This window comes from Egbenema bharatensis FJBBOT/2019 (assembly GCF_048077055.1).
Lineage (GTDB): Bacteria > Cyanobacteriota > Cyanobacteriia > Elainellales > Elainellaceae > Egbenema > Egbenema bharatensis.
Window position 1 is genome coordinate 455949 of record NZ_CP182236.1, and the last position, 25906, is coordinate 481854.

The window sequence follows — 25906 nt, forward strand, 5'->3', positions numbered from 1 at the left end:
GCATCAGGCTCTATAGGATAGCCCTTGTGGGTACAAATGGTGCAACTAAATCGTTTTGATTTTTAAAGACTTTCCGTTTGAAGGTGAGCAATGCCCACCCTGCGCTTTGAATAGGTGAGCATTGCGACATCGATTGGGTTGTTTGATTGATCAGCCTAAGCTGGGACGAAATCAACCTCAGTGGCTCCCTTCGTTTCCCCCTGCCCAGAGGTGAGCTTCTGTCCATTCACCTCCACCGCAAACGGCGTGCCAGACAAATTCAAGTTGTAATCTGTTGTTTGAGCCGTATAACCCACACTGGCAATCATTTTGCGCTCCTTGCCGTCTGGGGTGTAAATAAACGCCAACATTTGATTTTTATTCTTTTCGTTGTCGCGGGCCCACACCACCATATACTGTCTGCCCTGATAGTCAAATAGCTTAGAGGGACGAGTGGGGACATAGCGACCGGGTTTACCAAAACTGGCATCCAGGAATTTTTGCAGGGAATCATCCTTCACCACTGCGTAGCTGACCTCCTGGGCAGAGCTTGTCTCCTGATCGCCCTGGCTTTCGGCAGGGGGTTGTTCCTTGCCGCGATTTTTAAAGTAATCTACCGCTTTTTTAGTGCCGATCGCACCCACGGTGGCCAGACCCGCCCCAATCGCAAGATTACGAAGACGATTACTCATAAATTTTCTCCAGGTAATTTTTATTAACTACACGGTCAGCATCCACCTGCTGAATCCAGTAGCCGTTTCAGAGCGTAGAGGATCTTGCTTACTTTTCGCTATCCTTCTAAGGAATATTTAAGGATTCCCAGTCCATTACCACTAACGCCCGTGTCTTCCAACTTCGATCGCCTCTTGACCACCATTACAGATTTAGTCCTTTGCCAGTCGCCCAGCGGAGCCGAAGCGGAAATCGATCGGTTGTTGCTCCAACAGTTTCAAGCTTTAAATATGGCTCGATCGCTATGAAGTTTGGCCATGGGTCTCGTGCTGCCTGTTTGGGTTTCCCAACCCAGAATACTCATGGGTATAAAATTGCTCATCTGGGAGCGATCGAATACTGTAGTCAGCGATTGCGATCGTATTGTGAAAACATGGAGCAAGTAGGGTAAGTCGAGTTCTTAACCTGGAGGTACTTTTAAATTACTTCAATTCAGAATTGGGAAATTCCTGAAGTTGACTACGATGAAAAAAGGTATCTCTATCACAGTTACAATCTTTCAAAAATGCCAGGAAAACGCATTCATTAGCTTGTAGTGAATTACAGAGTAGTTCATGCCGATGTTCTCCGCTTTGCATGATTTGCATAAGGAGTTCTGTTTAATGTCGGTCATCCAACAGCCCCCCATGACTGAATTTCAAATGAATGAAATTGCTATGTTCCTGGAAAAAGTTCGTTCCCTGGATTTGGATCCCATTGCTTACCAGTTAATGATTGCGAAAACTGGCCCACAATGGACAAAAACCAAAACTGTAAAGGCGATTAGCCGCTATCTTCGATTCTTGTATTTAGTGCATCAGTATCCTTCGTTGCAATTAGCTCCCACCTATGAGATTGATCAAGTCTGGCACCAACATATTTTAGATACTCAAAAGTATGCCGCTGACTGCCAGTGGTTATTTGGACGATTAATTCATCACTTTCCCTATTTTGGTGTGCGTAATTCAGCCGATCGCCATGCCTTATTACAAGCCCATGCCGTTACTCAAGCCCTGCACCTGAAACACTTTGGTGAGCCATTAGGAGAGGGATCGAACCATCGCAATAGGGATGATGAAATGAACCTGTCCCACTTGCAACCAGCCGATTGTGAAGCTTTGCTAGATGACATTTCAGCGACTTCAGGCTGTGCTGCCTTGCAGGCGATCGATCGACCGCGACCCAGGGTAGAAATCCATCCAGAGCTGTTACAGCATCTCCATCTCAGTGCGTTGGGAGAGAACAAATGTGTAGCCTGAACAAGGTGCATTGGTATTAGGGATCTGCAATCAAATAGGCATCCCAATTCTTGAAAAAATCGGCTGTAAGGGCGCACAGCAGTGCGCCCCTGACGGATCTGTTATTTCGCCACATCCCCTTTAGGTGAAATATTTCTGCGATGCAAATAGAGGGCGATCGTTCGATCGCCCCCAAAGAAACTGATTCGCTTGATGTCTTATTTCATCACTGCTGAATGTCCAGCAATTTCTCCCACAGGTTCACATTGTCCTCCTAAATACTTCGCCAGAAATTCTTCGGTGATGCCGTAGAAGTGCAGGCGGTTTTCAGGACGGGCAAAGCCGTGACCTTCATCGGTATACAAGACATACTCAACGGGCTTGCCATTTTTCCGCATCGCCTCAGCAATTTGATCACTTTCAGCTTGCTTGACCCGCGGATCATTTGCTCCCTGCCCAATCAGCAATGGCTTTTGAATTTGATCGCAGAAGAACAGGGGCGATCGAGACTTGAGGAACTCGGCTTCAGTTTCCAGGTGTCCGACTCGATGGTAAAACTGCGCCTTCAGGGGTTCCCAGTAGGGCGGAATGCTGTTCATTAACGTAATCAGGTTACTCGGACCCACAATATCTACCCCTGCAGCAAAGACCTCTGGAGTGAAGGTCAATCCCACCAGGGTGGCATAACCACCGTAGGAACCACCCATGATTGCAACTTTGGCAGGGTCAGAAATGCCCTTTTCCACTAGCCAATTCACGGCATCCAGCAGGTCATCATGCATCTTACCGGCCCACTCGCGGTTGCCCGCATTCACAAAGGCTTTACCATATCCCGTTGAGCCTCGGAAGTTGACCTGGAGAACAGCATAACCCCGGTTCGCTAACCATTGGGCCTCGGGATCATACCCCCAGGTGTCTCTGGCCCAGGGGCCCCATGCACCAGTAATACAGTAGGCAAATTTTCCGTCGCAATGCCAGATGGAGTGGTGAGGTAGCCATGAATCGTCAAGCCATCCCGCGCCGGGTAGGAAATGGGCTGCATCGGCACAAGGGGCAACTCTTCCAGGACAGGCTTATTACTGAACAGGAGCGTACTGGTTTTGCTGGTGCGATCGTAGGTGTAGTAATACACCGGGCCATCATCGGTGGTGTAGGCCACCAGCCATTGGTCGTCTGCCAGGGTGCGGCTACCGATGCCAAATTCTCCGGGACGAACCTGACCCAGCGTCTCAAAATCTGCGGCAATGCTGGAATCCAGAATTTGCCAATTCAGCTTATCCCGGTAAAATGCAACCGCTTCCAGGGTGCGATTTGTGGGATGGATCATCACTCCCCCCACATCGTACTGCTCATCTTCTGCAATCACGGTTTCCTGACGCGTGGCTAAATCCAGGGCCAATAATCGTTGGGCATTGGCATCATGGCTACCGACCAGGTATAGCGTTTTGCCATCCTGGGAAAAGCTAATCGGATATCCTTCATCTTCTGGGCCCCAGTGGCGCAACAGTTCCCACTCCTGATCCACCGTCGATCGATACAGCAAATCTGACCCACCATCCGGGGTTGCTGCGATCGCCCCTCGAATCTGAAACTGCGGATCGGACAGCCAGGCAACAATATTGCCGGGATTCTCCGTATCAAACTCAACGGCTCCGGTTTTTAGATTAATTCGATATACATCAAAAGATTGAGGGTTATTCAAGTTCATGCCCACAATCATTTCATCGGGAAATTCCGGCTCCAGTTCGATCGGCTGGGCTTTTACCCCCTCAAACGGGGTTAGATCTCGGACAATATGGCTGTGGATATTCACGGAATAACAGTGGAAATTTTCATCTCCATCGGCATCTTGCATATAAATCAGGTGATTCCCGTCATAGGTCCAGAAGAAAACCCGAATGCCCCGCTTTTTGTCTTTGGTCATCTGGCGATCGGATTCCCCGTCCGAATCAGCCGTTTCTCCAACGGGCCGGAGCCACACTTGCAGCACATTGTTTTCATCGGGCGCAAGATATCCCAGATATTTGCCATCGGGGGAAAGCTTGGGGTTGGCTCGTTCGGGATTACCAAACAAAACTTCACGGGGAATCAGGGGAGGTAATTGGGACATCACTGAACTCGCCTTTGCGGATTGCATAGAAATTTTCAATTATTTGCTTTCTGGATCTTAGCGATCGAAGCGCGGGAGGATCTACTCCCAGAGGGGATAATAGCTCACAGTCCCATTTTCGGACATTTGCTATTGATGAATTGCGGTGAATCGGGTAGGGACAAATAAAAGTGAATCAGAAGGGGGAACTATGGGAGAACTGGAACAGGTGGCATATTTGCGATCGACCCAGGCGATTCGAGATCGCTGTGGTGATTTGTTTGAGTTGGGCTGCCAGGATCAGCTCCAGCATTTTCGCTGCGATTTAGACCAACTGGATACCGTCGCTCAATATGTAATTCAGGTGATGCAAGCCACCTATCCCAATCTACAAGTGCCGTTTCATAGTCGATGGCGACATTTTGCAGCGGGAGGCATCCCTCGACTGGCTCACCTCGATCGCCTGCTTCAGTCTTTAAGTCCCCTGGAGAAAGCCAAAGCCAGGTTCGATCTAGTCATCCCCAGTGTACTGCTAGATGCGGGGCCGGAGCAGACTGGCAGTATGTTGAACCGGATACAGGAGCAGTATTTCGTCGATCGGAAGGACTGGCCGTTGCCAGCTATCATCTGTTCCTACAGGGCGGCTTTTCCAGTCAGCCTGATCATCCCCTCCAGGCAGACGCGCAGGGACTCCAGACGTTTTCCGCAGCGCAATTGGCCGAGGCGTTTCAGGTGAGTGCATCGAATCCGCTGGTGGGCATGACCGGGCGAGCTGAGTTAATGCGTCAGTTGGGGCAGGCATTGGAGCGATCGCCCGATCTGTTTGGTCAAACCGATGATCCCCGATCGCTGCGGTTAGGAAATCTGGTGGACTATCTTCTGCAAAAAGCCGATCGCCAGACCCTGAGGGCCCATACGGTGTTTGAAGCGGTGCTGACTGGATTCAGCGAGATCTGGCCGGGTCGGATTCAGCTCGCCGGACAGAATTTGGGGGATGTGTGGTTCCACTCTGCCCTCCCCGCTCGCGGTATCGGTTCCCAGTGGGTGCCGTTCCATAAACTTTCCCAGTGGCTCACCTATTCCCTGCTGGAACCCTTGCAAGAGCTGGGTTTGACTATCACTGGACTCGATCAGTTGACTGGACTATCGGAATACCGCAATGGCGGTTTGTGTCTGGATTTGGGTTTACTTCAGGCGAAGCAGGAGGCTGTGACGCAGCAAGCCCATCCCCCCGACTCGGAGGTGATTGTGGAATGGCGGGCCTTAACGTTGATTGCCCTCGATCGAATTGCAGCGCAAATTCAGCAAATTTTAGGCATGACGGCACAGGACTTGCCATTGGTGAAAGTGCTGGAGGGAGGAACCTGGGCGGCTGGGCGACAGATTGCGGCGGTTCGCCGACCCGGAGGAGCACCACCGATTCAGGTGATCAGCGATGGAACGGTGTTTTAGATTTGTAAAACTTGCTCCTAATAGTAACCCCGCACCAGTCAGAGGTATGGGGAAAAATAATGTACCCAGGAGGGGTTCACAGCAGTGGGCCCTGACTTACAGCAGTTACTCCCGATCAAATCATCAGGATTCTTCCCCTCAAATATAATTTCAGCGATTAGAAAAATCTTGAATAAGTATCAACTTGAATCAATTTTTTAACACCAAAGTGTTGTTTAAATTACTGATTTCGTCAATCGAACTGACTACAGTTTCAAAACCTGGCGATCGATAATTTTTGATGAGTTTGCTCAGATATTGCTTAAGCTAGCAAGAATCGTCGTCATTCTGGCTGTACTACCTCCTAGCGGGCAGCCTGCTCTCAGAGAGAGCTTTATAGCCTGTGAGATCTGGCAAATTTGCAATAATCCCATCTTAATTTTCTATTAAGATTCGAGTGCAAAAATGAGGGCGTAGTTCATAAAGTAGCTACGATACACGGTTGGATGCCTAAAGCTTAAAAAGGTCTTAAAAAGGCATAGTTTATACTTGTATCGATCGAGAGTTATCTTAGATTCTTTTCAACAACAGTTGATAATTTGTAAGGTGTACTGAAAAACATGGTAGTTGCAACTCCTCCTGAAACAAAACCATTATCAGCCGAAGAATTACGCAAAATGCATGCCTACTGGCGAGCCTGTAATTATTTGTCCGTTGGCATGATCTATCTGCGAGATAATCCGCTCCTCAAGGAACCTCTGAAGGAAGAACACGTCAAGCCGCGTTTGTTGGGTCACTGGGGATCCAGCCCAGGTCTGAGCTTTATTTATATTCATCTCAATCGGATTATCAAGAAGTACGAACAGAGCATTGTTTACGTGGCGGGGCCAGGACATGGTGCACCGGGCTTTCTGGGGCCGGTTTACCTGGAAGGAACCTACTCTGAGGTCTATCCTGACAAAAGCGAAGACGAAGAGGGATTAAAGAAGTTCTTCAAGCAGTTCTCTTTCCCTGGCGGCATCGGCAGCCATTGCACACCTGAAACGCCAGGTTCCATCCATGAGGGGGGGGAACTGGGGTACAGTTTGTCCCATGCTTATGGCATCGCGTTTGACAGTCCAGATGTGATTGTGGCGGCAGTGGTTGGAGACGGGGAAGCAGAAACGGGAGCCTTGGCCACGGCATGGCATTCCAATAAGTTCATCAACCCATTACGGGATGGGGCGGTGCTGCCGATTTTGCATCTCAACGGCTACAAGATTGCCAATCCAACCATCCTGGCTCGGATCAGCCATGAGGAGCTGGAGAATCTATTTAAGGGTTATGGCTACAAACCCTACTTTGTGGAAGGTTCCGACCCAGAGTACATGCATCAGGCAATGGCGGCAACGCTGGATGTGGTGGTGTCTGAAATCAGAGAACTTCAGCAGGAAGCGCGGAGTACGGGGAATGCCTTCCGCCCATTGTGGCCAATGATTGTTTTGCGATCGCCCAAGGGTTGGACAGGGCCAGCCTCCGTCGATGGCAAGAAAACTGAGAACTTCTGGCGATCGCACCAGGTGCCGCTTTCAGGAATGCACGACAATCCAGAACACTTAAGGTTGTTGGAAGACTGGATGAAGAGCTACAAGCCGGAGGAACTGTTTGATGAAAACGGCACATTTCTGGCTGAACTGAAGGAATTAGCACCCAAAGGTCAACTCCGGATGGGATCTAACCCGCTGACGAATGGTGGGTTGCTGCGTCGGGATTTGCGCCTTCCCGACTTCCGCAGCTACGCGATCCCCGTCGAAAAACCAGGGATTACCGAGGCAGAAAATACCCGCGCTCTGGGAGCCTTCATGCGGGACATTCTCAAGCAAAATCCGAATAACTTCCGGGTGTTTGGCCCAGATGAAACTGCATCTAACCGCCTCACTGCTGTCTATGAAGCCAGTAAGAAAACCTGGATGGCCGATATGCTGCCCGAAGATCTGGACGGTAGTGAACTGTCTAAAGATGGACGGGTGATGGAAATGTTGAGCGAGCACACGCTGCTGGGCTGGCTGGAGGGTTATCTGCTGTCAGGGCGGCATGGTTTTTTTCACACCTACGAAGCTTTTGCCCATGTGATCGACTCCATGTTTAATCAGCATGCGAAGTGGCTGGACATCAGCAAGCGGGAAATTCCCTGGCGCGCCCCCGTCTCTTCCCAGAACATCATGCTCTCCTCAACGGTATGGCGACAGGATCATAATGGCTTTTCCCACCAGGATCCGGGCTTCCTGGATGTAGTCACTAACAAAAGCCCAGAGGTAGTTCGAATTTATTTGCCCCCCGATGCGAATTGTCTACTCTCGGTTGCAGCCCATTGCTTCCAGAGTAAAGACTATGTGAATGTGATTGTCTCTGACAAGCAGAAGCACTTGCAGTATCTGACGATGGAGGAGGCGATCAAGCACTGTACGAAGGGTATTGGGATCTGGGATTGGGCGAGTAATGATGATTGTGGGACAGAACCCGATGAACCGGATGTGGTTATGGCAAGTTGTGGTGACATTCCTACCAAGGAAGCTCTGGCAGCAACGGCTATTCTGCGGGAAGAGTTTCCCTATCTGAAAGTGCGGTTCATTAACGTGGTCGATTTGATGACGTTAGTGCCTGAGACAGAGCATCCCCACGGACTCTCCCGGCGTGAGTTTGATAATCTCTTTACCCCAGATCAGCCCGTCATTTTCAACTTCCACGGCTATCCCTGGTTGATTCACAAACTGACTTACCGCCGTTCTAACCAGCATCGGATTCACGTTCGAGGCTACAAGGAGAAGGGCAATATCAACACCCCCCTTGAGTTGGCGATTAACAACGAAATCGATCGCTTTAGTTTAGTGATTGATGTGATCGATCGCGTGGAGAAACTCGGCTCTAGAGGGGCGCATGTGCGGGAGCGCATGAACAATGCCATCATTGAGAATTGCAATTACGCCTATGAGCACGGATTTGACAAACCTGAGCTTGCCCATTGGAAGTGGCCCTATTAGTGGTCTCAGAAAATGAAACTGCGATCGATGCTTCGGATCAAACAGGTTTGTTGATTACCTTGAGACTCTAATTCGTTAGCACAAGGATAGGGGCGCACACCAGTGCGCCTTTTAATGTGCCGCTTATCACTTGCGATGCCTCTTACAATGGAATCAAGCAGGCGATCGAGACTGAACTCGATTGGAAACCAGGGTTCAAACGACCCAGACTAGCTGCAACTCATTGATCCGCCTGGCTACCCTGAATCTGCCCTAACAGATGGATCTCCTGCATGGGTTTACTGTATGGATTACTGCTACGACTTTGGGCTTCCAGGTAAAGCGGGTCAAGAGTATGGTTTTCGCAAAGCTAGTGAAACGATAAAGTGTGTTGCTTTCTGTTCATTTCACTCTGTGGAGAGGCTCGATATGTCAAAGCTAATTCTGTTGCGTCATGGTCAGAGTTTGTGGAATGCTGCCAACAAGTTTACAGGTTGGGTAGATGTGCCCTTAAGTGAACGGGGTCGTGCCGAAGCGACGATCGCCTCTTGCAAACTCCGCGATGCGGGCTACAAAATCGATGTTTGCTTTACCAGTATGCTGATTCGGGCGATTGAAACGGCGATCGTCTGTATGACAGAGTGTGATGAAATTCGGGGCGGTAAAATTCCCATCATTCAGCATGCGACAGATGATCCCAACTGGCACGGCTGGAACAAATACGAAGGTGATCCAGCGCAGGAAATCCCTATCTGCCCGTCTGCTTTACTCGATGAACGCTACTATGGCGCATTGCAGGGCTTAAACAAAGCTGAAATGGCAGAAAAATATGGGGCGGAACAGGTACGAATTTGGCGACGTTCCTATTCTGAAAAACCGCCGGGAGGGGAAAGTTTAGAAGACACAGCAAAGCGGACGATTCCCTTTTTCCACGATCGAATTATGACTCACCTCAAAAAAGGAGAGAATGTGCTGGTAGCGGCCCACGGCAACTCCCTCCGCTCTATCATCATGGATCTGGATCAACTGACCCCGGAAGAAGTACCGCTGCTGGAACTGGCAACGGGAGTGCCGATCGTCTATGAAATTGATGCGGAAGGACAAGTCATCAACAAGATAACTTTGGACACTTAAGCCAACCCCTCAACTCACTGGAATTTCTGAGGACAGGCATTCGTGGCAACCCCCCATCCATTCCTTGCTCTCGATCGCTAAAGGGGGCAAGGTAAATGCCCCCTGAATCACTATTATTGTGATGTCGCAATACAATTATCCAATCCGACTATACCGCCGCTGGTGTTTTCAGTTGCGTGTTCATCACTTTGCCATCTGCATCCAATGCTTCTCCTTCAATGAAGGAACGCAGCATCCATGCCATTTCTTCGTGTTGTTCCATTAAGCCGGTCAAAAAGTCAGCGGTTCCTTCGTCATGAAATTCTTCGCTACACTGATCAACGTGCTTCCGCAGATTACGAATTACCTGTTCATGGTCTTGTACCAGACGGGCTACCATTTCCGTTGCTGTTGGCACATCACCACCATGCTCCTTAATGGTTGCATGCTTTAGAAAACCTTCTGCCGTACCAACAGGATAACCGCCTAAAGCCCGCACTCGTTCTGCAAGGCTGTCGATGTTCACGGTCAGGGCTTGATATTGCTCTTCCCACATTTCGTGCAGGGAACGGAACTGAGGGCCAACTACGTCCCAGTGGTATTTTTTCGTTTTGATCAATAGCAGATAGGCATCTGACAGGTCACAGTTCAATAAATCAACAACCCCTTGACGTTGTTCCTCTGAAAGTCCAATGTTGATAGTACGCATAGCTTTACCGTATTTTTGTAGCTCCACCCTCTAGTTGACCAAATTTTTCATACGAAAACATCAACCATCAGGCAGATCAAATGCGATCGCACCTGAAGCACGCTCTGATTAAAGTGAAACTCCCAATTCCGATCGAACTACTGAATTTCCAGCAACCAGCGCGCCGTGTTTAAGTAAAGTAATACACCTAACACATCGACCACTGTAGTAATGAAAGGAGCCGACATCAATGCCGGATCAAGCTTGAGTGCCTGAAAAAGATAGGGCAAAGCCGAACCCGTCACCGAAGCCAGGATGGAAATCGCTACCAGGCTAATGCCGACCGTGATCGATACAGACAAATCACCCTGAAGCAAGAATGCCCAACCCAGCACCACTACTCCCAGCATCAGACCCAGCAGCAGCCCGGCAATTCCTTCCCGTTTAATGACTCTGGCAGCAGTATTACCGCTGATTTCATCGGTACTCAAGCCTCGAATCACCACTGTAGAGGATTGGGCTCCTACATTTCCGCCTGTGCCAATCAACAGCGGAATGAATGCTGCCAGTGCGACCACCTGCTGCAAAACATCTTCCTGGCTGCGAATCACTGCTGTAGTGGCAGTGTTGGTGATCAACAGCACCATTAGCCAAACGACCCGACGACGGGCAACCGTCAGCAGGTTGGTTTGGAAATAACTGTCTGTGCCCGACTGGACACCCCCTAAGGTGTAAATATCCTCGGTGGCTTCCTGCTCCAAAATATCAATCACATCATCAACGGTGACAATTCCCACCAGCCGTTCTTCTGTATCGACGACTGGAACAGCGAGAAAGTCATAGCGTTGAATCAGGTGGGCGACTTCTTCCTGATCGGTGTCTGTGTGGGTATGTACCACCTCACGCACCATAATTTCGCCAATGCGCTGATCCGGTAAAGCCACCACCAGGGCCCGCAGGGATAGAATGCCCGTGAGACGACGCGCAGCATCCGTGACGTACAGGTAGTAAATGGTTTCGCTGACATTTGCCAACCGCCGAATCCGTTCCAGGGCTTGGGCAACGGTCTGAATGCTCCTTAAGAGAAATATATTCTGGGGTCATGATGCGGCCGGCAGTGTTTGGCTCATACCCCAACAATAATGCCGTGGCTCGTCGTTCTTCTAAACTCAGTTGAGTCAGTAACCGATTGACCACTTTGGCAGGCAATTCATCAAATAAACGGGCCCGATCGTCTGGCGACATCTTATCAACGACATCCAGCACGTCCTGCCGTTTAAACTCTTCAATCAAAGCTTGCTGGATCGAAGAATCTAGATGCTCATAAACCTCGATCGCCTCTGTTTTGGAAAGGAGACGAAAGGCAATGACCTGCATTGGTTCTGGCAAACCTTCGATCGCTTCAGCCACATCAGCAGGTTGAACGGGCACCAATAAGGCTTTAGCTCCCGGAAAATTGTTTTGTTCCAGGAGTACTTGCAGTTGAGATCTCACCAACTCCCGCAGTTCTCTACGTGAGATAGCGGGGACAGCAAGGGATGAATTTTGCTCTTCGTTGAGTGTCAATGCCCCTAACCCAGTGGTTTTGATTTAATACATTAACTCAAAATCTGCTTTAACAATAGACTAACTGGGTTAGGAACAACAAACAGAAGATGCGATCGCTATTTACTCTTCTAGCTCGTCTTCATCGACTTGCTTGAGCCGGATATGCTTTCGACCCAGAGAAATCTCAAACTCATCTCCAGGCTTTAAATCCATCTGCTTTGTGTAGGCCGCACCAATCAACAGATTGCCATTTGCCTGAACCGTAATCCGATAGCTGGCACTTCTTCCACCCCGACCATTGCCGGACTGCTTGCCATCAATTTCAATCTCCTTTGCCTCTAGAAGCGCATTATAAAACTTCATCATGTTGACTCGTTCTACACCATTCTTTGTGACAGTGTAGTAACCACATTCTTTAGCCTTTTCCTCTTTACTAAGGTGCTCTAACTCCTTAACCTTAGCAAGAAGTGCATCACCTGTCAGAGGTTCATTCTTCTTCTTTTTACTCATCAGCCTAAGTCTACAACAATTACAAAGAATCTATGGATGTCATCAGAGCCGAGAATTGTGGTTGCGATCGGTGATCTTTCGCCCTATTTCAGCTTATAAAACCATACTACCTCGATACATCGACTTTTTCACCGTCTTAATATAAAGGTGCAATATTTTTATTTCGATCGCCCTAATTTAAAGTCATTTCCGGTTGCTTTGGATCAACCTGCTCACTATCAGCTTTGATCCGTCTTAAAAAAAGGCTGCTATCTACATTGCTCCGATCGATAGGGACAAGCCATCAGGTGAATGCAGTTTCCCCTTATCGCTGCTTCGGTCAATTATGAACTATTTTCATATAAAGACAATCCGCAGTTAGGGAAACGGTAATCGACCAGAGATTGCTCTTATAAATCAAACTCTAGCAGATATGTCTTCGTGTGGAACTCCAATCTGGCCCAAACAACCGGAATTTTCTAGATTTTTTCCCTGACGGTTCAAGCAACGTAGACAAACGGAATTGATCGTTCGTATATATTCGTCATTCCAGTCTGTATTAAGCCGCGATGGGGGCTTTGTTTTATGCTGATCTGAAACATTTGACTTAGATAAAACTAATCACTATAGCAATTTTTTCCGTAAAGTGGGTTAATAGCTGAACAGGGACTGAAGTGTTAAGAACTGAACAATGATCGTCAACCTATGAAATTAACGACTCGCGGGCATTATAGTGTGAGAGCAATGCTTGATTTAAGCTTGCAACCCAAACACAAACCGACCTCCGTTAAAGCCATTGCCCAACGCCAAGAGTTGCCTGCCCCTTATCTAGAAAAATTATTGATTGAGCTTCGTCGAGCCGGTTTGGTTGAGTCAATTCGCGGTTCTCAAGGGGGATATCGTCTATCTCGATCGCCTGCCCAGATCTCGTTGGGGCAAATTTTGGAGGCGGTGGGAGAAGCGATCGAACCCCTACCCAAGCACACACCAGAAGCTGAGCAGGCTGAGGACTGGGTTACTTACACCCTCTGGCATCGGCTGCACCAAAAGCTGAAGGAGGCTCTGTATGGGATTACCTTAGAAGATCTATATTATGATGCGCGGAGTTGGCAGGCGATGCAGCGCAATGCCGATAGTTTTGTGGTTTGAGGTGGCACAGGTTCAGGTTCAGTCGATCGCTTTACATCCTGAAAAAGTTGACACTTTCGGGAATCATTCGTCACAATAGATCCTTGGCTATATTATTCTGCTCGGATCAGGTTTACCCAAAGGCAAAGGGTGTTTGGTGGGAGAGCTGATGAGACACGATCGGAGGAAATTCAACCTGCGATCGAACCTCCCGGAATCCCCTGCACCAGGCTCCTGAGCTACCTGTACGGCACAGAGGTTATTCATGACTTACGCAATTATTGAAACGGGTGGAAAGCAACTGCGGGTTGAACCCGGTCGGTTTTACGATGTCGAGCGTCTGGCAGTTGAGGAAGATGGTTCGGTGACAATCGATCGGGTGTTGTTCATCGATAACGATGGCGATATCCTGGTGGGTCAACCGGTTGTAGACGGAGCCACGGTGGAAGGGACGGTATTGGGACATCTCCGGGGTCGCAAGATCATCGTCTATAAGATGCGTCCCAAAAAGAAAACCCGCAAGAAGCAAGGACATCGTCAAGAATTGACCCGTCTGATGATCAACTCTATTTCTCTGAATGGCAGTATTGTTGCTGGAGAAGAGTCGTCAGAACAGTCTACGGTGGATGCAGCAGCTCCTGAACCCGATGAGGCGATCGAATCAGAAGCAACTGAAGCAGAAGCAACTGAAGCAGAAGCAACTGAAGCGGCTGAAGCATAAAATAAAGAAGGAACGCGGGAGGTAATAATGGCTCATAAGAAAGGAACAGGTAGTACCCGAAACGGTCGTGATTCTAACGCTCAACGGTTGGGCGTAAAGCGTTACGGCGGACAGGTTGTTAGAGCAGGAAACATTCTGGTACGGCAACGGGGAACCAAAATTCACCCTGGAGTGAACGTTGGCCGTGGAAACGATGATACCCTCTTTGCTCTGACTGACGGCATTGTCACGTTTGAGCGCAAGGGCAAAAGCCGCAAGAAAGTCAGCGTTTATCCGGTAGCAGCGGCTACGGCGTAAATCAAAGACGACGTTGATCGACGGATTAACAGATTAACATTAGCGGACTAACAATTGGTGATTGGTTCAAACGGGTAGAGGGCTTATCTCTACCCAATTTTTTGTGCGATCGAAACGGGCAAGCAATTGGAGGCAATGGGGACGGGCAGGCAATTGGGGCAATGGGGACGGGCAGGCAAGATGCCTGCGCTACGGAAAGTCCCCACTCCCCACTCCCCACTCCCCACTCCCCAAGAATGGTAAAGTTTATCCCAGAGCTTATCATCGCTGACCAAAGGGTAAAAACATGAAGGCACAGGTGTTTCGAGGGGTTAATCAACTTAGCTACGAAGAGATCCCGGTTCCAGAAATCGCCCCTGATGAAGTCTTGGTTCAGGTGCAGGTCGTTGGCTTGTGTCAATCGGATATCAAAAAAATTCTTTATCCTCTATACGAACCTCCCCGAATTTTTGGGCATGAAACGGCTGGGGTAATTGCAGCAGTCGGCTCAGAGGTCAATCAATGGCAGGTCGGGCAGCGGGTGGTGGTCTTGCACCATATTCCCTGTATGCACTGTGCCTATTGCCTGAACGATAATTTTTCCATGTGCGATGTCTATAAAAACATCACGACCACGGCCGGATTTGCCCCCAGTGGCGGTGGTTTTGCGGAGTACGTCAAAGTGCCGGGCCATATTGTGCGGCAGGGAGGCTTGATGGAAATTCCCGATCGCATCACCTTTGAGCAGGCAAGCTTTGTGGAACCGACCAACTGTTGCTTGAAGGCGGTGAAAAAGGCGCAGATTCAGCCAGGGCAAACGGTTCTAATCACTGGAGCTGGACCGATCGGGTTAATGTTCATCATGTTGGTGAAGTACTTTGGGGCACGGGCGATCGCCACAGATTTGATCCCGTCTCGCATTGAGAAAGCGCTCAGCGTAGGCGCGGAAGCGGCCTTTGATGCCCGTGATCCGGCACTGCTGGATCAGATTCATGGACTGACCCACGGGATGGGGGTAGATACCAGCATCCTGGCCGTTCCCAGTGAGAAAGCATTTTTCCAGGCGTTGGACTGCACGCGCAAGGGCGGTAAGATCCTGTTCTTTGCAGAGTTTCCCGATGAGGTGGAAATTCCGATCAACCCCAACATTCTCTACCGTCGTGAAATTGATTTAATGGGTAGCTACAGTTCCTCCTATCGAGTCCAGTCCCTGGCTGCTGATATTGTGTTTAACCAGCGGATTGATGTAGATGCCCTGGTGAGCGATCGCTATCCCCTCAGGGACTTAGCCGCTGCGGTAGAACGGGCCGTGAAACCGACTCCAGAGACGTTTAAGATCTTGATCTATCCCGAATAGGGGCGATCCTGGGATGATGGATAGTAATCAGTTCGGTTGGAGGGGAGCGCAATGTCTGAACAAACCTTTTCCATTGGCGATCGGGTGCGGATTGTTACCCTACCGCCCTACGTGAAAACCGCTGAACCCATGCCCATGCTGCGGCCGCCTAACGTTGTGCAGTTGGGGGAAGAAGGAGTGGTGGTCGATCGTCGTCCCGGCGGCTGGGGGGTACGGTTTGCTAAAGGGCTGTTTTTGTTGGATGAACAATATCTTGAGTCTGTGCATTAGCCCAAGTGCCTGGCGAATCGGCGATCGTTTACTGCCCTAACTCTCGCTGAAACTCTTGTGGGGTGGGCAGCGTTTCGACTGAGTTTTCGACCTGAGCTCAAGCCGAAGGGCTCAAGCCGAAGTCTTGCCCGCCCAGTCCATATTGCCACCCTACTTTTTCTGAAACTCTTACAAAACTCTTGTGGGGTGAGCATCTTGCCCGCCCAGTCAACAATGCAGCCTGACTGACAGGTGATTTGATTCCCGATCGCAAGCAGGGAATTCACGATCTTAAGCAGGCACCACCACCCGTTCATTCCCCGAAAGACCAAAGGCAGCATGAACCGCCTGGAGAGCGTTTACCGCATCCTCTTCTGCCACAATGCAGCTAATTTTGATTTCCGATGTGGCAATCATTTGAATGTTAATCTGCTGCTGGGCTAGGGCTTCAAACATGCGAGCGGCAACTCCCGGACGGCCCAACATACCAATTCCCACAATACTGACCTTAGCGATCGATGAATTAACGATTACTTCGCCATAGCCCAACTCTGAAGCTAACTCCTGCAAACGCGACTGAGCTTCCAGGGCATCAGTCTGGGCGACCGTAAAGGCAATATCGCGGGTGGCCGTTCCATCAATGAGCCGACATCGCTGCGACTGAATAATCATATCCACACTCACGTTCAGATCCGCCAGCACCCGGAAGATTTTCGCTGCCATTCCAGGGCGATCGGGGACATGGCGAATCGCTAACTGAGCTTGTTTGAGATCCAGGGCTGCACCACGAACGGGGGGGGGGGAGGGGCGATCAGTAATGGGTAACTGGTAATCGCTGATTGGCGCAGGAGGGTAGATGCGAGACACGGCATCCGCTGCTTCCAACTGCTGGTTGCTGGTGCTCCTGCTGTGATCTCGACTCTTCAGCGGAGAACAGTTGACATTAAACACCGTACAAAGGGCGCGGATGGCTCGATCGCAGTCTGCGGCATCGATCGCACAACTCACCTTCACCTCAGAGGTGGAGATCATTTGAATGTTAACGCCTGCCTCAGCCAGGGTTTCAAACATTTGAGCTGCAACGCCAGGTCGGCCAATCATCCCGGCTCCAGCAATACTGATCTTGGCCATTTGTTGTTCGACCAATACCTCAGCTTCCCCGTCAGCGGGATTGGTCTGACTGCGGAGAGCTGGAGCAATGGCCGCTGCCACCGCTTCGGCCCGTTTAAGGGAGTTCTGGGTGACGGTGAAGGCAATGTCATTGGTGTTGCCTTCGTGAATGGACTGGATGATCAAATCCACATCAATACTTTGCAGGGCAATCTCACCAAATAGCCGCGCTGCAATGCCAGGATGATCGGGAACGCGCAGCAGGGCAACTTTCGCCTGATCGGTATCAAACTCAACGGCATCAACGGGATGGGAAATCTCCAGCCCCTGGAGCGGTCGAGGTTGGGGAATCGGCGATACCACCCGCGTGCCCGGATCCTCTGTCCAGCTCGATCGCACCACCAGGGTAATGCCATAGTTGCGGGCAATTTCCACTGCACGGGGATGCAAAACCTTGGCTCCCAGGCTGGCCAGTTCCAGCATTTCATCAGAGGTGATCTCTGCCATCAGTTGGGCATCGGGGACAATGCGCGGATCGGTGGTGAGGATGCCAGGGACATCGGTGTAAATTTCGCAGAGATCCGCTTGCAGGGCAGCGGCGAGCGCAACGGCTGAGGTATCAGAACCGCCCCGACCCAGGGTGGTAATTTCTAAATCATTGCGACTGGTGATTCCCTGGAACCCAGCCACGACAACGACCTTACCGTTTTGCAAATGACGTTGCAGGCGATCGGTTTCAATGCTGAGAATCCGAGCACGGGTATGCTCTGCTTCAGTCACGATTCCCACCTGCATTCCTGTCATTGAAATGGCCGGCTGCCCTAATTCCTGAATCGCCATACTCATCAGGGCGATCGTCACCTGCTCCCCCGTGGACAGCAACATATCCATTTCCCGGCGATTGGGGGTGGGGGATATTTCGTGCGCTAGCTTGACTAAGCCATCCGTCGTTTTGCCCATGGCCGAAACGACCACCACCAGTGAGTTGCCCGCCTGTACTGAGCGAGCCACCCGTTGAGCGACGGACTGAATCCGCTCCACCGAACCGACCGAAGTTCCACCGTATTTTTGAACAATTAGTGCCATACTCCACCCACCCTGCCGTTCGTCGAGTCAGCCGTCCCCCTGACTTCTCTTGTGTGGACTGACTCCAGGCTTTATCTCTTTATAAATACATTCATTAGTCTACTAAAGGTAGCAGACTCAAGGGACGATCGCATCCCCCTTTCTAAGATTCTGAGCATTCAGCTTAACCATACTTAATCAGGCAGCCTGTTGTGACCTGACCCAACTTATGCCCATAATCTAAATGAGTTTGCCTCATCGACAGGGAGCGTCCGATGGGGCAGGCTCATGCAGGAAAGGCTACAGATGCGATAGCTGTCCCTGGTTAATAACTGATTTGAAGCGTGACTGTTGCCCGCACGTCCTGTTCTCCTCCCACGATCGGTGTAGGAGCGGATGCTGCCTCTGCCTGCAAAATGCGGGTGTCATACAGTGGCATGGGTGGCATGGCGCGTGCTCCATTCACCTGAATCCCGACAATCTCTTGACGGGTTAACCCCAGTGACCTTAAAACGGCATCTGCTTGGGCTTGCGCATCCTGAGCGGCTTCCTGAATTGCCTCTTGTTGTGCAGTGGCGATCGCAGTCTCATCTGCCGTGAAGGAAATGCCATCAATCCGGGTTGCTCCAGCCTGCACCGTTTCATCGATCAAGGCTCCAGCCTGGTCGGAGGGAATCTCAAAGCTCACCGTGTTGGTTGCTGTATATCCAGTCAGCCGTTGCGTATTGTTGCTGTAATCGTAGGTCGGACTCAGGTGTAGACCGGCGGTTTGTAGCTGCGTCACCTCACTACGGGCTTGCAGCAGAGACACAATTGCATTCGATCGACGGGCCACTTCTGCCTGCACCTCCTCTGCGGTGCGTCCCTGTACTTCCACGCCCAGGGTCACGCGGGCTTGAGTTGCGGGAAGAGATACAGTTCCTTGACCCGTTACAGATACGGTACGCAGCATTTGTTCCTGAGCTAAAGCAGATGGAATAGGATTAATCAAGGCTAAACTTAATACTCCAAGGGCAAGCGGTAAGGCTCGGCGGAGCGATGAAATCATGAAAGGCGATCGAATCATTAATTGAGAACGACTCACAATATTTTCTCCTCACTCAGAAGGCGGTAATGGTTTGTAGCGACTCCGTTGCAACTCTTGCTTTCCGGTTAGACGGTTAATTGTAAACGGTTGATCCGTCCGGGGGAACCAGGAGTTGTGGATGTTTCCAATGTGCCATTCCCATCAGCTAAATCGGATTGAGTTTCAAATTTCGCAACTTAAACAGAGATTGTTCGTGATTCCGAGCAATGGAGCAACGCCATAAAGATGTGCTGATGGAGATTACTCATGGAGATGTATTTATAGAGATGTATTTCAGAAACAAAGACGGTTCCATCTTTTGATAAAATTAAAAATTTGTCAGCAATCACTACGCGCGTTGGATGGAGAGACCCTATGGCTCGGATGTATTATGATGCGGATGCAAACTTAGATTTATTAAACGGAAAAACGGTTGCCATTATCGGCTACGGTTCTCAGGGACATGCCCACGCTCTGAACTTAAAGGATAGCGGGGTGAATGTCATTGTGGGACTCTATCCAGGGAGCAAATCGGCTGCCAAGGCAGAGGCGGAAGGGCTAACGGTGAAGTCGGTTGCAGATGCTGCCGCCGCCGCAGATTTCATCATGATTCTGTTGCCCGATGAGGTGATGAAAGAGGTCTACAAGAACGAAATTGCCGCCAACCTGACGGAAGGGAAGGTGCTGGCCTTTGCCCATGGTTTCAACATTCACTTTGCGCAAATCGTGCCTCCTGCCAACGTTGATGTGGTGATGATTGCTCCTAAAGGGCCGGGTCATCTGGTGCGACGAACCTACACCCAGGGAGAAGGGGTGCCCTGTCTGTTTGCTGTGTACCAGGATGCCACAGGTCAAGCCCGCGATCGAGCCATGGCCTACGCCAGAGGAATTGGCGGTACTCGCGCTGGAATTTTGGAAACGACCTTCCGGGAAGAAACCGAAACCGATCTATTCGGAGAGCAAGTCGTCCTGTGTGGCGGATTATCTGCCCTGATTAAAGCCGGATTTGAAACCCTGGTGGAAGCGGGATATCAGCCCGAGCTAGCCTACTTTGAGTGTCTGCATGAAGTGAAGCTGATTGTGGATCTGATTGTGGAAGGGGGATTGGCCACCATGCGCGACAGCATCTCTAATACGGCTGAGTACGGCGACTTGACTCGCGGCCCTCGGATCATCACCGATGCGACCCGGGCTGAAATGCGCAAGATTTTGTACGAAATCCAAACCGGACAGTTTGCCCGCGAGTTTGTCCTGGAAAATCAGTCTGGAAAACCGGGGTTTACCGCCATGCGTCGTCGGGAAGCGGAACACCCGATCGAGGAAGTGGGTAAGGATTTACGGGCGATGTTTAGCTGGTTGAAGAAAGCATAGGCTGAGCTGCTTTGTAGAATGGGCGGGCAAGATGCCTACCCCACAAGAGATCAGTAAGAGATCAGTAAAAATGGCACCCGTAGGGGCGCACAGCATGCGCCCTTACAACAGATCCCTTAGAGGGTCATCGATCGCACATAGATTCGCATAATCTCACCCGGTTCTCTGGTTGTGGCCGTCGGAGCTTGCGAGAAGGGAAGCGGCCGTGACCAATTTTCCACACGACAAAAGCCACACTGATACAGTCTGGCGATCGTCAATTCCACATCTTCAGGTTGTCCGATCATCAGGATTTTCACCGATCGACGGGCAGGGGAAATAGCCCGATCGCCCACGGGAGGCTGACCGATAAATTTGTAGGACATATTTGATGAATCTCCTTGTATTCCAGGGTTTGAAGAAACCCTAGAGACTGGCTCTCAGCGTTGACAGACAGGGCAAGCCAAGAGCATCGGGTGCTATCATACACCCTAGCCGAGGACTAGTGTCTTTAGTCTGAGGTTAGGAGGTTGGGCGTATTGCTTACCAGGCCACGCTTGACCTCCGCTAGAGAAGTCGTCTCTAGGTCGTCCAACTGTCCCCCAGGTCTGTGCAACCCAAAAGACAGCTATAGCTGAAGGGCGTAGCATTAATCGATCGGGCAAATCAAGTTAAAATTGTTACAGTTCGATCGCCTGCTCCCATAAAGTTTTTCAGGGCAGCCCCACCGATGCTCTGGTATCAGGTCAGGAAGCCTGAAACCTTCCCCTACAGCAGGTCATCCTGTAGGAGAAGGTTTCCACATCCAATGCCAGACTTTTCGCCCGTCAATTAAACTGAGTCCAGATCAGGTGAACTCCAGACCCAATGAGTCCGGCGCACTCAGATTCCCTAAGGATCGTGAATCAAACAACCTGTAAATTGTTCTACTTCGTTGACTGGGCGGGCAAGATGCCCACCCCACAAGATCAGCTTATTTAATTCGCATTCCTAAGGACTTCTACTTCAACTTCTGTTTGATGAAGTTCAAAAGCTGTGCCATCTGTTTCTTCAGCGTGTCAATTTCTGCCTGCATTCGATCGACTTTTTGCTTCAGGGCCTGCACCTCGTCGGCTGAGCCTGCGGTCGTCGCTCCGGCGGTTGCGGTTGCGGTTGCGGTAGCCGCTTGAGGGCGAGGTAGTCGAGATTTTGCCATCGCTGACTTAATGGCTTCAATGAGCTGCTTTTGCTCAAACGGTTTCTCGATGAACTCAAAGAACTCAAACGGCTCTGAAATTTTTTCAGCAACTTCCTCTCGCCGCCCCGACATCAGCACCAGGGGAATGGATTGTAGGTCTGGCTGATTTTGAATATGTTGAAACACTTCCCAGCCGCTCATCCGGGGCAGCAGGAAATCTAGCATGATGAGATTGGGGCGTTCCTGGCGAATACAGTTCAATCCTTCCACACCATCCTGGGCTTCCAGAACTTGAAAGTTACCCTTCGGCAACATATCCCTGACCATGTTGCGGATAACTCTACTGTCATCAATAACTAAAATTTTGTGACCTGCCACGGTGAACTCCTCTGATGTGCCGTTAGAGATTAAGACCAGATGGTGATGAATTGATTGGGTAAGATGCGGTTTGTAACCAATGGCAAAAACCAAGTGGAGGGCAAACAAAATCGAACTTCGTTAGATTGAACTGATATCGATTCGATCGCCAGACTATGCTGACCAAGCCTATCCCTTCATTAAGGATAATATTCTCGTTAGCATAAACTAGTGTATCGCTCTAATGTTTCCCCTGAGCCGAATTTGTCTCTTTGCGGTGATGTGAATGAATTGATCTGTTTTATTTAACCTGGTTTTTATGCAAAATGCAGCCCCACACCAGCTTACTATTCCCCAAAGGTCCCCAAATCCTATCGCACTCACCGGAAAATCCCTTTTGTAAAAATTCTGTAAAGTAGACCCGTTCCCCTTAAACCTGACCTCATCCAGACTGCATCTTTAACCCATGTCTCCAAACCTTCCCGCTGCGATCGACCCCTCCTCCACCCTCGACCTAACGCAAGCCATGGAACCTTCAACCCGCCCCCCTGCTGTAAGAGAATCTCCCCTGGCCAGCCTGCCAGCCTGGTTGCGTCGGCCGATCGGCAAGGCGAGCGAACTATCCACCGTCCAGCGCATTATCAAACAACGGCAGATTCACACGATTTGCGAAGAAGGGCGGTGTCCCAATCGGGGAGAATGCTATGCCCAGAAGACAGCCAGCTTTTTGCTGATGGGCCCCGTCTGTACCCGCGCCTGTGCCTTTTGCCAGGTGGACAAGGGCCATGCTCCGATGCCCCTGGATCCGGATGAACCCAGAAAAGTGGCGGAGGCGGTTCATCTGTTGGGGCTTCGCTATGTGGTGTTGACCTCGGTGGCGCGGGATGATCTACCCGATCAGGGCGCGGGTTGGTTTGCCCGAACGATCGCAACAATCCGCGAGATGAACCCCGATACCGCCATTGAAGTGCTCACCCCCGATTTTTGGGGTGGATCGGCCGGCGAAGCCCGTCAGCGGGAGCGGATCGCCACGGTGGTTCAAGCCACTCCAGCCTGCTACAACCACAATATTGAAACGGTGCGACGACTTCAGGGCCCCGTGCGGCGAGGCGCGAAGTACGATCGCTCTCTGAGGGTTCTCCAACTGGTTAAAGAATTGAATCCCGCCATTCCCACCAAGTCGGGGCTGATGCTGGGGCATGGGGAAACTGAAGCAGAAATTCTTGAGGCCATGCAAGATTTGCGATCGATTCACTGCGATCGGCTGACGCTGGGACAATATATGCGCCCCTCCCTGGCCCACCTGCCTGTTCAAAAGTACTGGACTCCTGAGGAGTTCGATCGGCTGGGGGAAATGGCCCGTGAGCTGGGATTTGCCCATGTGCGATCGGGTCCGCTGGTGCGGAGTTCGTATCATGCTGGGGAAGAAGCATAATTTTAACGAGAAGTATCTATGCAAGGTAAGCACGTTTTACTGACCGGCGGTACGGGTGGATTGGGTTCAGGCGTTACGCCTGTTCTCCTGTCTCAGGGAGTGGAATCAATCACCATTCCCTATGTCACGCAAAAAGAAGTCGATCGCCTCAAGGATCGGCTTTCGATGGCGGAGCAGTCGCGCCTTCATTTTGTTGAAACCGATCTGCTGGATGAACAATCGGTGATAAATCTGGTGAATCGGATGGATCGGGTGGATGCAACCATTCATCTGGTGGGTGGATTTTCCATGGGCAAAACCCATGAGTATGACTACAGCCAGTGGCGACAGGATTTTGACCTTAACCTGAACACGACTTTTTTGGTCTGCAAACACAGTCTGCGGCGGATGCTAAACCAGGGTTATGGACGAATCGTGACGATCGGTTCCCGTGGGGCAGTGGAACCCGGGCCACAATTGGCGGCTTACTGTGCTTCTAAGGCAGGGGTGGTGGCCTTAACGCGATCGATCGCGGCGGAAACCAAAGGAACCAATATTACCGCCAATGTTGTCCTGCCCAGCGTGATTGATACCCCCGCCAATCGAAAAGCGATGGGGGAGGAAAATGCCGATCAGTGGGTTACGCCGGAATCGTTGGCTCAGGTGATTGGCTTTCTGGCTTCTGAGGCAGCTAAGGATCTGCGGGGAGCCGTGATTCCGGTGTACGGTAGCGCGTAGGCTTGCGAGTTAAATCATCAAAGTCGATAGGGGCCGACCGGTTCCGCCTCGACGCACCAGGATCAGTTCGGCAGCAATACTGACGGCAATTTCCTCTGGAGTCAATGCCCCAATGTCTAGTCCGATCGGCGCGTAGATTGATGGCAATTTTTCCCTGGAGATTCCCATCCCTTCGATCGCCTGCAACACTTGCCGCACTCGCCGTTCACTGCCAATCATGCCAATGTAGATGGGGGGATGATTGCGCTGGAGCAAGGCCGTGAGTGCCTCCAGATCGTAGGTATACCCGCGTGTCACCAGAGCGGCATAGAGCTGAGTCTGCGGGGCAAGCGGGGCAATAGCGGTATGAATCGGTTCAGTCAAAATGTAGGCAGCCTGCGGATAGCGATCGGGATTGGCCCACTCCGGGCGATCGTCCTGTACCGCTACCTGAAAGCCAATTTGAGCCGCAAGGGTCGCCAACTGAACGCCAACGTGCCCTGCTCCGACAATCAGCAGCATGGGGGCTGGCTGGAGCGTTTCCACAAAGGCCTGATCCGGTGCAACCTCAGGAGGTTTAGACGCAGAAAAATCAAGAATGTAGGGAGATTGCCCAGCCGCGAAGGGAGTCACCAGGGTAACGGGCTGTCCCACCTGAAGTTGATGGATGATGTCCTGAAGTAAGCCGATCGCCGATTCGCCCATCCAGCGTTCCAACCAGACCTGCATTGTGCCGCCACAAATGCCGTCGGTGGCGCGATCGGTTTTGGTACTGCCCGTTAAGTCAACCTCGATCCGCTGGTTTTCCCCCGTCTGGCAGACCTGCCTGGCCTGCTCAATTACCCTGGCTTCCCCCGCTCCGCCGCCGATCGTACTGAAGGTTTGCCCCTCGGCGGTAATCACCATCTTTGCCCCCACTTCTCTGGGCACAGAACCGCGAACAGCCGTCACTGTAGCCAGCACCGCTGGTTGAGTAGAAAGCACTTGAGCCAGATAGCGAAAACAGTCCAGGGACATCCAATTTACACCCCTAATCTATACCCAAGTTTCTCTCCAACACCTGATCAATAAAGGTCTGCCATGTATCATTGGGCATCCAAATTCGATGCAAATCTTGCTTCGCCTGTTCATCGCTCACTGATTCCTGAATGCGCCGATACAAATACATAAAAGCAGAGACACGCATATTCATAGCGCAATGCACAAATACTTTCTGATTGACGTGACGATTGATTGTACTGACAAACCGCTCAAAATCCTCTTGGGTGGGTTCTTCCCATACCACAGGGATATGAACATACTGCATCCCCTGAGATTCTACAATCTCTTGTTCATTAGGAATCGCATAGGTGGAGGTTGCCGGAGCCAGATTCACGATCGTTTGATAGCCCGCTTGTTTGATGTCAGAAAACTGCTCTACAGTCGGCTGTCCTGCGGTGGCGATCGTTTCAGAAAGGGGTAAAAAGTTGAGGATCTGGTTCAGGTCTGTCATAAAGGCTACAAAATCACAGAAGTAAGTAGCAAAAAAATCCTCCTCTGATGAAAGATTCATTCAGAGGAGGATTTACTGAGCAACAGTACGTTGAGGGTAGAATAACAGACATTCAGGTGAGTTTGCTATACATTCACTTCAC

At 50.6% G+C, this 25906-nt stretch carries 22 protein-coding genes and 4 pseudogenes; 15 read left to right on the forward strand and 11 right to left on the reverse strand.

Translation table 11 applies throughout. The features are described from left to right. Positions 1 to 155: 155 nt before the first annotated feature. The gene (locus ACM1PF_RS02010) at positions 156 to 671 is read right to left on the reverse strand and encodes a hypothetical protein (protein ID WP_416671928.1); all 516 of its coding nucleotides are present in this window, start codon (positions 669 to 671) and stop codon (positions 156 to 158) included. Positions 672 to 821: 150 nt separating this feature from the next. Here ACM1PF_RS02010 and ACM1PF_RS02015 point away from each other — a divergent pair, with 150 nt between their 5' ends. The 3 genes and pseudogenes from ACM1PF_RS02015 (at position 822) to ACM1PF_RS02025 (ending at position 1949) form a co-directional block, all read left to right on the forward strand. Beyond that, positions 822 to 959 carry a hypothetical protein gene (locus ACM1PF_RS02015; protein WP_416676949.1) on the forward strand — a complete coding sequence of 46 codons (138 nt, stop codon included), beginning with the start codon at positions 822 to 824 and terminating at the stop codon, positions 957 to 959. Beyond that, positions 944 to 1102 (forward strand): annotated as a pseudogene (locus ACM1PF_RS02020) (M42 family peptidase); the annotation flags it as partial. The gene ACM1PF_RS02015 and the pseudogene ACM1PF_RS02020, both read left to right, overlap by 16 nt. A gap of 235 nt (positions 1103 to 1337) precedes the next feature. Continuing rightward, complete coding sequence (locus tag ACM1PF_RS02025; protein ID WP_416671930.1) at positions 1338 to 1949, forward strand: glycine-rich domain-containing protein; 612 nt, start codon at positions 1338 to 1340, stop codon at positions 1947 to 1949. A 197-nt stretch (positions 1950 to 2146) separates the two neighbouring features. Here ACM1PF_RS02025 and ACM1PF_RS02030 read toward each other — a convergent pair. Next, positions 2147 to 4065 (reverse strand): annotated as a pseudogene (locus ACM1PF_RS02030) (prolyl oligopeptidase family serine peptidase). A gap of 163 nt (positions 4066 to 4228) precedes the next feature. On the opposite strand from ACM1PF_RS02030, the pseudogene ACM1PF_RS02035 reads away from it, so the two are divergent. From ACM1PF_RS02035 to ACM1PF_RS02045, 3 genes and pseudogenes are all read left to right on the forward strand, one after another. Continuing rightward, a pseudogene (locus ACM1PF_RS02035) lies at positions 4229 to 5469 on the forward strand (URC4/urg3 family protein). A gap of 599 nt (positions 5470 to 6068) precedes the next feature. Next, positions 6069 to 8468: a phosphoketolase family protein gene (locus ACM1PF_RS02040; protein ID WP_416671932.1), complete on the forward strand. Its 2400-nt coding sequence runs from the start codon at positions 6069 to 6071 to the stop codon at positions 8466 to 8468. Between the two features lie 408 nt (positions 8469 to 8876). Then, positions 8877 to 9581 (forward strand): 2,3-bisphosphoglycerate-dependent phosphoglycerate mutase, encoded by a 705-nt coding sequence (locus ACM1PF_RS02045; RefSeq protein WP_416671934.1) that lies wholly within the window; start codon positions 8877 to 8879, stop codon positions 9579 to 9581. Between the two features lie 148 nt (positions 9582 to 9729). Here the strand turns inward: ACM1PF_RS02045 and ACM1PF_RS02050 are convergent, their stop codons facing one another. From ACM1PF_RS02050 to ACM1PF_RS02060, 3 genes and pseudogenes are all read right to left on the reverse strand, one after another. Beyond that, positions 9730 to 10269 (reverse strand): Dps family protein, encoded by a 540-nt coding sequence (locus tag ACM1PF_RS02050; protein ID WP_416671936.1) that lies wholly within the window; start codon positions 10267 to 10269, stop codon positions 9730 to 9732. A gap of 137 nt (positions 10270 to 10406) precedes the next feature. After that, positions 10407 to 11769 (reverse strand): annotated as a pseudogene (gene mgtE, locus ACM1PF_RS02055) (magnesium transporter). A 147-nt stretch (positions 11770 to 11916) separates the two neighbouring features. Then, positions 11917 to 12306 (reverse strand): AbrB family transcriptional regulator, encoded by a 390-nt coding sequence (locus ACM1PF_RS02060; protein ID WP_416671937.1) that lies wholly within the window; start codon positions 12304 to 12306, stop codon positions 11917 to 11919. Between the two features lie 684 nt (positions 12307 to 12990). On the opposite strand from ACM1PF_RS02060, the gene ACM1PF_RS02065 reads away from it, so the two are divergent. From ACM1PF_RS02065 to sipA, 6 genes are all read left to right on the forward strand, one after another. Further along, the gene (locus ACM1PF_RS02065; RefSeq protein ID WP_416671938.1) at positions 12991 to 13434 is read left to right on the forward strand and encodes an Rrf2 family transcriptional regulator; all 444 of its coding nucleotides are present in this window, start codon (positions 12991 to 12993) and stop codon (positions 13432 to 13434) included. Between the two features lie 244 nt (positions 13435 to 13678). Continuing rightward, on the forward strand, positions 13679 to 14134 hold the full coding sequence (rplU, locus tag ACM1PF_RS02070; RefSeq protein ID WP_416671939.1) for a 50S ribosomal protein L21: 456 nt from the start codon (positions 13679 to 13681) through the stop codon (positions 14132 to 14134). 27 nt (positions 14135 to 14161) lie between these two features. Continuing rightward, on the forward strand, positions 14162 to 14431 hold the full coding sequence (rpmA, locus tag ACM1PF_RS02075) for a 50S ribosomal protein L27 (protein WP_416671940.1): 270 nt from the start codon (positions 14162 to 14164) through the stop codon (positions 14429 to 14431). A gap of 103 nt (positions 14432 to 14534) precedes the next feature. Then, a complete protein-coding gene (locus tag ACM1PF_RS02080; RefSeq protein WP_416671942.1) occupies positions 14535 to 14702 on the forward strand; it encodes a hypothetical protein in 168 nt (55 codons plus the stop codon). 15 nt (positions 14703 to 14717) lie between these two features. Next, on the forward strand, positions 14718 to 15767 hold the full coding sequence (locus ACM1PF_RS02085) for a zinc-dependent dehydrogenase (protein ID WP_416671944.1): 1050 nt from the start codon (positions 14718 to 14720) through the stop codon (positions 15765 to 15767). Between the two features lie 51 nt (positions 15768 to 15818). Further along, positions 15819 to 16037 carry a regulatory protein SipA gene (gene sipA, locus ACM1PF_RS02090; RefSeq protein WP_416671945.1) on the forward strand — a complete coding sequence of 73 codons (219 nt, stop codon included), beginning with the start codon at positions 15819 to 15821 and terminating at the stop codon, positions 16035 to 16037. A gap of 270 nt (positions 16038 to 16307) precedes the next feature. On the opposite strand, the gene ACM1PF_RS02095 is transcribed toward sipA, so the two are convergent. Then, a complete protein-coding gene (locus ACM1PF_RS02095) occupies positions 16308 to 18212 on the reverse strand; it encodes an aspartate kinase (RefSeq protein WP_416671947.1) in 1905 nt (634 codons plus the stop codon). Positions 18213 to 18516: 304 nt separating this feature from the next. Beyond that, positions 18517 to 19275: an SIMPL domain-containing protein gene (locus ACM1PF_RS02100; RefSeq protein ID WP_416671949.1), complete on the reverse strand. Its 759-nt coding sequence runs from the start codon at positions 19273 to 19275 to the stop codon at positions 18517 to 18519. Positions 19276 to 19632: 357 nt separating this feature from the next. Between ACM1PF_RS02100 and ilvC the strand changes: the two genes are divergently transcribed. Then, positions 19633 to 20628, forward strand: a complete 996-nt coding sequence (gene ilvC / locus ACM1PF_RS02105) for a ketol-acid reductoisomerase (RefSeq protein ID WP_416671951.1) — start codon at positions 19633 to 19635, stop codon at positions 20626 to 20628. Between the two features lie 116 nt (positions 20629 to 20744). On the opposite strand, the gene ACM1PF_RS02110 is transcribed toward ilvC, so the two are convergent. Both ACM1PF_RS02110 and ACM1PF_RS02115 read right to left on the reverse strand, forming a co-directional pair. Continuing rightward, entirely contained in the window at positions 20745 to 20993 is a 249-nt protein-coding gene (locus tag ACM1PF_RS02110) for a hypothetical protein (protein WP_416671953.1), read from the reverse strand. Positions 20994 to 21607: 614 nt separating this feature from the next. Further along, a complete protein-coding gene (locus tag ACM1PF_RS02115) occupies positions 21608 to 22162 on the reverse strand; it encodes a response regulator (protein WP_416671955.1) in 555 nt (184 codons plus the stop codon). A gap of 505 nt (positions 22163 to 22667) precedes the next feature. Between ACM1PF_RS02115 and lipA the strand changes: the two genes are divergently transcribed. Together lipA and fabG are read left to right on the forward strand one after the other, a co-directional pair. Beyond that, complete coding sequence (gene lipA, locus ACM1PF_RS02120) at positions 22668 to 23576, forward strand: lipoyl synthase (RefSeq protein WP_416676539.1); 909 nt, start codon at positions 22668 to 22670, stop codon at positions 23574 to 23576. Between the two features lie 18 nt (positions 23577 to 23594). Then, positions 23595 to 24293, forward strand: a complete 699-nt coding sequence (gene fabG, locus ACM1PF_RS02125; protein WP_416671957.1) for a 3-oxoacyl-ACP reductase FabG — start codon at positions 23595 to 23597, stop codon at positions 24291 to 24293. A gap of 9 nt (positions 24294 to 24302) precedes the next feature. On the opposite strand, the gene ACM1PF_RS02130 is transcribed toward fabG, so the two are convergent. Both ACM1PF_RS02130 and ACM1PF_RS02135 read right to left on the reverse strand, forming a co-directional pair. After that, positions 24303 to 25289: an XdhC family protein gene (locus ACM1PF_RS02130; protein ID WP_416671958.1), complete on the reverse strand. Its 987-nt coding sequence runs from the start codon at positions 25287 to 25289 to the stop codon at positions 24303 to 24305. Positions 25290 to 25302: 13 nt separating this feature from the next. Continuing rightward, complete coding sequence (locus tag ACM1PF_RS02135) at positions 25303 to 25824, reverse strand: protein tyrosine phosphatase family protein (protein WP_416671960.1); 522 nt, start codon at positions 25822 to 25824, stop codon at positions 25303 to 25305. Positions 25825 to 25906: the final 82 nt, after the last annotated feature.